Below are 9,881 nucleotides of genomic sequence, written 5' to 3'. Positions count from 1 at the left end.
CTGCCCCGTTCCCCCTGCCCCCTGCCTCGAATAAAATAATTTTTTATGAATAACCTTTGTAGAGACTCTCCTTTGCAACGTCTCTACTGTTTTGTTCAAATTTATTGAGAAAAATGGGGAGATAGAAATAGATATGTAAACGTAGTCACAGAAAATTAAAAGCTTCATCTTGAAACTAAAAATGTTCCCCAGTTGTCATAATGAGGAATGAACGTTCTTTGAGCATAGACACTGAGTATAACCATATGCTTATATGTCATGTTCAAGCACTGAAATACAGGGTTTTGAGCATCTATTGAGCATGAATGAGGGTTTGAAGACTAAAAATATTGAAATTGCGATACTTGTATGGAATTTCACATTTCCGTAACTCCAGTAGGGCAGAATGACTACTTGGTGCGGACGGAACAAGTCGCGCCTGGGGTGCCATTGGCAGAAGAACTAGTGACTTGGCCTGTAGCTGATTGGTTAACAGCAGCGGGACATCTAATGAACGACCCGTTGAGGTCAGTGTTACAGGGGGATGCAATCGCCAGAAACTCTGTAAACTTGGTGGCATTGGGTCAGCAATTTTATAATGCCCTGTTTCAAGGCACTCTCAGAGATAGTTGGATTACTGCTCAAGGCATTGCCCAAAACCATCAACAAGTACTACGCCTCCGGTTAGGACTTAAGGACACTAGGTTAGCACGTCTGCCGTGGGAAGTCATGCACGCAGGCGATCGCCCTTTAGCTACCGGGCCTTATGTGGCTTTCTCTCGTTACCAAAGCGGTATTCTCACAACCTCTCGCCTGCCATCAAGAAATCTACCACAACTGGCAGAAGATGTTGTAGTGCGCGTTTTAATGGTGCTGGCATCTCCCACAGACCAAACACGTCTTGATTTGTTAAAACAAGAAGCGCTGAGACTGCAAGCCGAACTGCACCGTCATGTATCACGCACCGCTGACGGCAGTATTCAACTGCCCGAAATTGAACTGACTATTTTAGATCAACCAGGAAGGGAAGAATTAACCCAAGCCCTAGAACAAAGCAAATACCAAGTTCTCCACTATTCCGGTCATAGTAACTTAGGGTTAAACGGTGGCGAAATTTATCTGGTTAGTAACAGAACTGGCTTAACAGAAACACTCAGTGGCGATGACCTAGCGGGTCTACTCGTCAATAATGATATTCAAATGGCAGTGTTTAACTCCTGTCGAGGAGCATACACAGCAACAACCGACACTACAGAAGAAACGGGCGAACGCAACCTGACAGAAAGTTTAGTTAAACGCGGCATCAAGTGCGTTTTGGCAATGTCAGAACGTATCCCTGATGAAGTAGCACTCACGCTGACCCAACTTTTGTATCGTAACCTCAGTCAAGGATACCCGGTGGATTTATGTGTAAGTCGAGTGCGCCAGGGATTAATTTCTGCCTATGGTTCGCACCAAGCTTATTGGGCATTACCAATTTTGTATCTCCAACCCGAATTTGATGGTTTTTTAGGCCCAGAAATTTCGACATTCACCAGTACAGAATCGCTGACTGAGTATAGCAGGAGTGTGAAAGCAACTGCGATCGCAACATACTCTGCCATGACTGATGAAGCACAGATATCCTTACCCATCGATGAGATGATACCGGGTTTAGGCAATGATGCTTCTGATTTGGACTGGTTGGGTGAAGAAACTTGGGGCGACTTAGTTGATGAAATTGAGTATGACGATCCAAGTTATGCAGAAGATTCAGCCATAGTTTCAGATTTGTTTCGCCAGCTAGATCACCAAACAGCCGCCAATAACGGTCAATCTCCTTTGACAGGAGAGGTACTGTCAGAAAACAGAGAAAATATTTTTCAGACTAGACAAGTGAGTGGAGAGGTGACACCCATTGATAGACAAGGATCATGGGGAAATATTGGCACAACACCCAACGAAACTGCCGAAAGTCAGGAAAAAGAGTGGAGCAATCCTCATTTAGCCTCATTACCAACATCTCCGCCCAGACAGCGCCGTAGTCCTAATCTGTGGAAAATTTTAGGTGTTGTAGGCGCAGGTGCGATCGCTAGTGCGATCGGTTTGGGTTGGTGGTGGCAAACTCGACGGATGCCAACTTTTGCCGATATCCCACAAATTCCACTCCAGCAGTCTATATCTAGCAAAAGTACTCCGAAAATCAACTTGCAGACTAGTCCTACAGCAGATATTGCTAATACTGCCACAGAAAAATTGAGCCAAGGTGATTTGTTGCCTGGACTGGTAGCCATAGAAGAATTATTAGATCGCGGCGCATTGAACGCCGCTCAAACTGCCCTAAATTTTGTGCCGCCAACCCAAGTTAACAATCCAGCACTCAACTTTTTTAAAGGGCGGTTAGCTTGGCAATTAATTCAGACTGGAGATAAAAAATATAGCATTGATGATGCCCGCCGCTTCTGGGAAAATGCTGCGAAAGCAGAACCAGACTCGGTTTTGTATACCAATGCTTTAGGGTTTGCTTACTACGCAGAAGGCAATCTAGATCGAGCCAACGATTCTTGGTTTAAAGCGCTAAATTTAGCTTTAAATCAGCAAAATCCCACCTCAAATCTGGCAATGTCAGTGCAGAACTCCCCAGTACCTCAGAATGCCTTGACTTCCTACGCTGGTTTAGCAATGGGATTGTCTAAATCTGCTCGCAGTCAACCGACTGTGAAACAAGTGCAGTATATGAATGAAGCCATCAAATTACGCAAACTGGTAATTAATCAAGACCCAGTAAACTTTCAAGTTAATAAATTGAGTAATAATTGGCTGTGGACAGAAAAAGCAATTGCCGATTGGCGATCGCTTCTTCAGCAAAAAATGGAAGAATTATAAGCTTCTTCATACGGGCTTCCGATTCTGACTTGACAAATTTTGTGATAAATGGTATTTGGATTGAAAAGATGTAAAAATTTGTCTCTGATAGGGAAAGCATGAGATATAAGTTTCTGTAACATTAAATAATGTTCAAAAACAAGGAATTGCTTCATGCCCTATACGAATGAAGAAGGCGGCCGTCTTAATAATTTTGCCCAAGAACCAAAGGTTTATCGAGCAGAACCTCCCACAACGGAGCAAAAGCGTAATTATATTATCCTAGGTGTCGCCGCTACGGTTTTAGTCGGCGGCTTAATTTTTGTTGCCTTCTCCGTTTCCAATCTCAGTTAAGCAAGAAATGTTTTCGTAAAACCTAATTTTCATGTAGTGTTGCAGGTTTCCACTGTAGCGGGAACCTGTTTTTTATTTGTTATGTCAAGAGTCTGTAAGTAGAAAGGTGCAAATAAACCGGACTATGTAACGGAAAGTAAAGTAGCTTGAAAACCTCTTCCCTTCTGCCCTCTGCCCTCTGCCTCCTGCCTTGTCATAACGACAATTTTTAACACCGACCTACTTAGTAAAAAGATTGGTATGTAGAGACGTGCAATTTCGCGTTTCTGCTTGACAATTGCAGTCATGGTTCAATACCGTTCAGTTAAGAACAATTGCAGCGAAGAAAGCCACTTGCGTGGTAAACCAGGGCTGTGGGAAGATTACCCCGAACCGTGCAACTGGCAAAAATTTTTGCCGAATTAAATGCGCCCTGATAAGGTGATATTGTTTTTTTGGCTATTTAGCCACCATGAGCGTGAATGATCCGGCACATCCCGATAATTTTGCTTGGAACCGGCAAGTATATCACCGTTTGAAACTTGCCCTCAGTTTAGGCTTGAGACGACAACTGTTTTTAGCAGTATGCGATGATTTACAGTTGCGAAATCAAGTAGCGGCGCGTTTGCACTCTACTTTGGCTTATCCAGTTGGGCAAGTTTTATATCAGCCCCAAGATGGACAGGAAACTATCAGCACTCCAGCCTATCCGCGATTAGTGACTTTACGCTTGAATTTAAATGAGCCTAATCTCGTAGCGCAAATAAATCAATGGTTGACTAACTATCCCCCACCAATTGTGGGCGCATCCAAAGAAAATCCTGGGAGAGCCTTACCAATACCGACATTTCAAATTGTGGGCGTAGAACAGCTAACTCAGCAACCGGTAGCAGTTCAGCGTTTATTTTTACACTATCTGCGTCTCAGCGAAGAATCCTTTTCTAGTCAAGAATCTAGCGGATTTCTAGAATCTAGTGTGCTGTTGTGGATATCGCGCCCTTGGTTGTCTGCTATTCAGCAGTCAGCACCACAGTTTTGGCGTTGGCGTACAGGTATATTTACTTTTGCTGGAGAACCCACACCAGCAAAACGCAATGTAAATTATCCCGAACGTTTTTCCAATTCCCGAAATTTGGATTTTGGGAATTTAGAGGGATCTACTTTCAACAAATCAGCAATTGAAGCACAACCTACCACAGATCCAAAGTTCGAGGAAAATGGTACGGTTCCCGTAGAAACACCAGCCAAAAGATTTAATAAAATCCTGGACATTCCACCTCCACCTCCGGGATTTTTGAAAAATGAGTTGCAATTGCCGGAATCTCCTGTGCAAGCTAGTGAGACGACTAGCCCTCGTCCATCAATTTCGTCGTTGTCACATATTAGCCAGGAGTTAACAGAGTTAGTCATAGCAACTTTTAACACCAAGATTGATCAAGAAACAGAGGAGAACTGGCAACCACAACAAATTCTGTTAGAAATTGAAGAATTACACACTAAGCAAGCTGCAAAAGAAGATTTGGCAGCAGCGTATCATCAGTTGGGTAACTTATATCGCTTGCGGATTGAACAAGGACATTCAAACCTAGAAAACCTGATGGTAGCAATTCTTGCTTATCAAGAAGCGATCGCCTACGATGAACAATCACCACAATTACCAGATATTCTCAATGATTTAGGCACACTTTACTGGATGTTGTACCGCACACCACCCAACATTGAGGCGGGACAAACTTACATTGAACAGGGAATTGAATTTTATCATTTGGCTTTGAAGATGATTTCACCCCAGACTCACCCAGAAACTTATGCGCGGGTGCAGAATAATCTGGGAACTGCATTCGGTGATTTGGCGAGGTTTGCTAATCCTTCAGAAAACTGGCAACAGGCAGTTTCAGCTTATACAGAAGCCCTGCGCTATCGCACCGTGGAGATGGATTCATTAAAGTATGCTGCTTGCCAGAATAATTTAGGTACAGCTTACTGGCATTTGGGACAATATGATCAACCAGTTGTGCATCTCAAAAAAGCGATCGCAGCTTATAATCAAGCACTGGCTCATTACAATCCCGAACAGGAACCGCTCAAATATGGGATGATTCAAAACAACATTGGTACTGCTTACTGGAATCTGGCACAATACGAACAACCAGCCGAAAATCTTCAGCAAGCTATTGATGTTTACTGCGAAGCTTTGATATATCGCACCGCAGCTAATGTTCCTAGTGCCTGTGCTGCCACTCAAAATAATCTAGCCACCGCTTACTGGCATCTTGCCAACTTACCTCAAACCACAAAAGAATTCAAGCAAAAGTTTCTTAAATTATCGATTATTGCTTATGAAGAAGCCATTGCTTTAGCACATTCCCTCAATGGTGTTCCCTTAAGTTTTGATTTGTTTGCTGCTCATAATAACTTGGGGTTAGCCCATTATCAGTTAGTTACAGATATTTCTTTTAATGGCGATAAACCCACGCGATCGCACCACTTAGAAGTAGCGTTAGATCACCATTTGCAAGCCTTAAATGGATTAAGTAAACAACCAGAAGCTTATCAAACTACCTTTGCTTATGTAGTGAGAACAATCCGCACCTTCCATAACGAATTAGGTATTCAAGGACAAAATCTAGCTTTATCAAAAGTTCCTGGTCAATTATTACCTGAGATTTTATCAAAGCTGTGATTAACTCCGAATTATCCCCCGTAGTTACAACTCTCTCAATTCATCTCTCATAACACCACAGCTTCCCACAACACTTTATCTCTAATCAACTCATGTAGAGTTTCAGGTTCCGCCACATCAACTTTACGTCCTAGCAATTCTTCTAAGGACTGCATCAAAGCTATTTGGTCTAACAAAGTTCGTTGCGGTTCAATTTCTACCAAAAAATCTATATCACTATAGCAGTAGCCAAGGCAGTTAGGACATCGGCCAATGATAAAACTCATGCACTAAGAGACTTTTAACCCTGTCACCTGTTCCCTGTCACCTGCTATATTTTGGAATTAGTATGACAAATAAACGCTTGTATCACATTGGTTTTGGAAAAGATGACTTAGGTGCATCGCCTCCCACGATTGCTTTATTATCGGGCGATCTCGATCGCGCTTATCTCATCGCCCAAAATTATTTACAAGATGTGCGTTTGTTATCGCAAAATCGCGGACTTAATAGTTATCTAGGATACTTACCTAATAACCGCCCCATCTTATCTGCGACTAGTGGGATGGGTGCGCCTTCTTTAAGTATTGTGGTGAATGAGTTGGTACAGGTGGGAATCCGGCAAATTATTCGCATCGGGACTTGTGGCTCAATTCAACCTCATATACCCGTCGGCAGTATTGTAATTAGTAGTGCGGCTTTGTGTCGCCAAGGTGCGGCTAATGAGATTGCGCCTGTGGAGTATCCAGCTTCAGCTGATCCGTTTTTGACAGTGGCTTTAGTCAAGTCTGCACAAGAATTAGAGTTTGAACATTATTTAGGGATTACAGCTTCTGTAGATACTTTTTATGAAGGACAGGAACGTACTGATTCGGCAAACCCGTATTTAATGCGATCGCTGCGTGGTATCACTGAAGAATATCGGCGGTTGAATATTTTGAATTATGAGATGGAATGCGGCACACTTTTTAAAATGGCAGGAGTGTATAAATTTGCGGCGGCGGCTGTTTGCGGTGTTGTGGCTCACCGTACTGTTGATGAAGGCATAGTTTTAGAGCAGAAAGAGATTGCTGTTGAACATGCGATCGCAACTGCTGTACATGCAGCACTTTTAATCTGACTTCAGTAGTTTCATCGTCTCTTTACTTAATCTTTAAGTTAGCCATTCCTAAATCTAGATACTATGGATTTACTAAGTTTAAATTTCACTTTTTGGAAATAAGCAAACATAAATTATGTTCCTGTAAAAGGATTAATCTATCCGACTTAACTAAACAAAACTTTTCTAGATAAACTTTGTTTTTGTCAGCAATTTAAGTAACCTTGTCAAATTTAATTTTTAACAAAAAATTAATATTTCATATTTATAAAAAATTCGGAGAGCGACATAACATGAACTGTGCTTGGAAGCGGGTAATTACTAATGTTAACTTAGCGTTGATTGCGGTAATGCCAACGCTGATATTTTTAGCATTGACACACCGAGCAACTGCTGAAGATATGGGGACATGTTTTATGATTAACTCCTCCGGTACAACTGTGGAATTAACAAAGCTTTGCAGTGGTACAAATAGAACAAAGACATCTGGACAACAAAGAGTTTTTCGAGTTCCTATCAAACGCCACTTTGGTAGAACTCCCGTTATTGATGTCACTTTCAATAATCAAAATACCTTTGAGATGATTTTCGATACAGGAGCCAATGGGACTTTGATTACTCAAGCAATGGCGAATACTTTGCAAATCAAACCTACGGGTACACTCCACGCTCAAATTGCCGATGGTAGCCAAGTACAATTTCCTACAGGCAAAATCAAGTCTATAGCTGCGGGTGGCATCATAGCAAATAATGTGGAGGTAGCGATCGCTTCCAAAGCGGGTATTGGTTTACTTGGTCACGATTTCTTCGGCAACTACGATATTAAGATTTTAGAAAAAGAAGTAGAATTCCATCCCCGTTAGCTTGCTTGCAGTTGCGTTACATGCGATCGCCTATTGGTCAAAATAACACTTTTCTGAGGTTGAGTAACTTATGTTGGCAAAAAAAGCCCAATTACAGCCGTTTTCAGTTTAGTAGAATCCGAGTCATTTAAACAAAAATTGCTGTAATTGTGCAATATCCAATTAGCCTTTATGGAAGCTGAATGTCTGTGTTGGTAAATTCCAACTACCAAATACACCAGTTCCTAAAGGTAAGCCATAAGGATTGAACTTGAGAGCGTGTCCTGGTGCGTTGGGATTTTCCACAACGGCGAGTGAAGATTTTGCCTGTCCTGTCCAGTAGATTTTGCCGTTAGGAGCCAACCTTGGGCCAGAATAGCCAGTCATATCCCCAAGTGCTAAGGTATCAATTTCGGTTTCCTTTTCAGTAATCAAGTCCATTTGGTGTGGTGTAGCGCTCCAACCTTCTAAAGTATCTTTACTCCACTGTCCAAACTCCCAATTACCCTTAGCGTAATATAACTTTGTCGAGTCAGCAGAGAAAGCGCAGGAATATCCAGCGGAACCACGAATTAAAAAATCACTGTGGCTGACTTTTCCCGTAGCGCGGTCAATTTTTGCGATCGCAATTCCTAAACCTGCTACACCCAAGGCTACTTTATTCCAATTGGGACTGAAAATAATTGAACCTTTATGAATTTGTTTACTAACTAAGGGGTTAAGGCGATTTTCGGGAAACCCAATTGGTGAGGAAATATATTTTCTATTAATACCATTTTCGTCTACTAAGTAGGCGCGGACTTCAGTTCTGCCGTTAAAAATCAGTAACCAGAAAGATTTACCATCAGTATGAGGTGCAACACCAAGAGCTTCCCCTGGATTATCAACCCTCTCCGTAAGTTTTTTGTTTAAAACAGTAACTGAGCCATTTGCACCTTTAGATAAATCGGCGATCGAGTAAAATACCTTCTGGCTATTGTTTGTAAAAATATAAAACTTGTCAGAATTATTACCAGGAGCAGGTACGATTGCTACGGCTTGTGTAGAAGACCAACTTGTAGCACCCCAAACCCCATTTTCCAAAATTTTGTGAGTTTGTCCATTGAAGGTTAGCTGACCGTCACTATACAATCGGAGCTTACCTGTCATGGGATCAGTATAGCTGGCAGTTGCTTCAAATCCTAAACTCTGCCCTGCTTGAGCAAGAATTTTCGGGCGATCGCTACCAAAGTCTATAAGAACTTTTTTCCCTACCCCTGTATACCAAAATCGATCTGGCAAAGCAAGCTGCGTAACTGATAGTGCATTCATGGTGAGTTTTCTTGATCAATTAATTTTGTAATTTAGTTGTCAAAACTTTTTTACATAGCACTTGCTAACATCCATGTTTGCAATTCACTCAAATAATGGTCTTGTAATTATGTAGTAATAAATTTGACACTTTCATATGATGTTTTTGGTATACGTAAGTACACATAAAAATTAAATTTTGGCAACCTTTTTAAGAGATATATTTTTGATTAATTTATTTTTTTATTATTTGAATCAGACAAAATACATTGAATATTAGCTGCTTAATAACCATCTTTTTGCTTGATAAAGCTAAACATTAACATACAAACTTGTTAATTTTTGTAATTTCTTACACAATTTTTTTATTTCCTCGTGTGACCACTTAATCTCTTTTTAATGGAAAACTTTTATTGAGCAATCAACCTCAGGTAATAAATTGTTAGGTCTAAATATTACAAATTATTATCCTCATCAATTTCCAAATTTATAGTCTCAAACTATTACCTTAGATAGATGACATAATAATCAAACATAATTTTGAAAGTTAGAATTATGTATGAATGCTGTACGACTGGCGGATAAAGATGGTGAAATCACAGAGTCAAACAAGTCCTTTTATTGCAACTATTCAGTAGATATAGGAATCATATTTGATTTCTGAAAAAGTGTACGAGATAATACGGAGGAATATATCTGTCTAAGAACAAACAATGATAGATCAGCATCTACAACCTGCGATGCCTGCGGCGGGCGTAGCCATCGCAGAACTACAAGAATTTATAGATAGTCGCCCAGATGCCCGTGAGGTGAGAAAAGCTCTCTTCTGTAA

General features: G+C 41.1%; 7 protein-coding genes. 5 read left to right on the top strand and 2 right to left on the bottom strand.

Annotation, left to right across the window (positions count from 1 at the left end):
* The first annotated feature begins 348 nt into the window (after positions 1-348).
* From hetF to IQ259_RS25960, 3 genes are all read left to right on the top strand, one after another.
* Positions 349-2,844 (top strand): cell division protein HetF, encoded by a 2,496-nt coding sequence (gene hetF, locus IQ259_RS25970; protein ID WP_193888871.1) that lies wholly within the window; start codon positions 349-351, stop codon positions 2,842-2,844.
* A gap of 153 nt (positions 2,845-2,997) precedes the next feature.
* Positions 2,998-3,177 (top strand): photosystem II assembly protein Psb34, encoded by a 180-nt coding sequence (gene psb34 / locus IQ259_RS25965; RefSeq protein WP_193888870.1) that lies wholly within the window; start codon positions 2,998-3,000, stop codon positions 3,175-3,177.
* Positions 3,178-3,628: 451 nt separating this feature from the next.
* A complete protein-coding gene (locus IQ259_RS25960) occupies positions 3,629-5,839 on the top strand; it encodes a tetratricopeptide repeat protein (protein ID WP_193888869.1) in 2,211 nt (736 codons plus the stop codon).
* Positions 5,840-5,886: 47 nt separating this feature from the next.
* On the opposite strand, the gene IQ259_RS25955 is transcribed toward IQ259_RS25960, so the two are convergent.
* On the bottom strand, positions 5,887-6,105 hold the full coding sequence (locus IQ259_RS25955) for a nucleotidyltransferase family protein (RefSeq protein WP_228014792.1): 219 nt from the start codon (positions 6,103-6,105) through the stop codon (positions 5,887-5,889).
* Positions 6,106-6,167: 62 nt separating this feature from the next.
* On the opposite strand from IQ259_RS25955, the gene IQ259_RS25950 reads away from it, so the two are divergent.
* Positions 6,168-6,938: a nucleoside phosphorylase gene (locus IQ259_RS25950; RefSeq protein ID WP_193888868.1), complete on the top strand. Its 771-nt coding sequence runs from the start codon at positions 6,168-6,170 to the stop codon at positions 6,936-6,938.
* Between the two features lie 272 nt (positions 6,939-7,210).
* The gene (locus tag IQ259_RS25945; protein ID WP_193888867.1) at positions 7,211-7,780 is read left to right on the top strand and encodes a TIGR02281 family clan AA aspartic protease; all 570 of its coding nucleotides are present in this window, start codon (positions 7,211-7,213) and stop codon (positions 7,778-7,780) included.
* Positions 7,781-7,942: 162 nt separating this feature from the next.
* Here IQ259_RS25945 and IQ259_RS25940 read toward each other — a convergent pair whose 3' ends face one another.
* Positions 7,943-9,070, bottom strand: coding sequence for a hypothetical protein (locus IQ259_RS25940; RefSeq protein WP_193888866.1), 1,128 nt, complete (start codon positions 9,068-9,070; stop codon positions 7,943-7,945).
* Positions 9,071-9,881: the final 811 nt, after the last annotated feature.

This window comes from Fortiea sp. LEGE XX443 (assembly GCF_015206815.1).
Classification (GTDB): Bacteria; Cyanobacteriota; Cyanobacteriia; order Cyanobacteriales; family Nostocaceae; genus Nostoc_B.
Note: the sequence above shows the minus strand (reverse complement) of the source record. Positions and strands in the feature narration are given on the sequence as shown.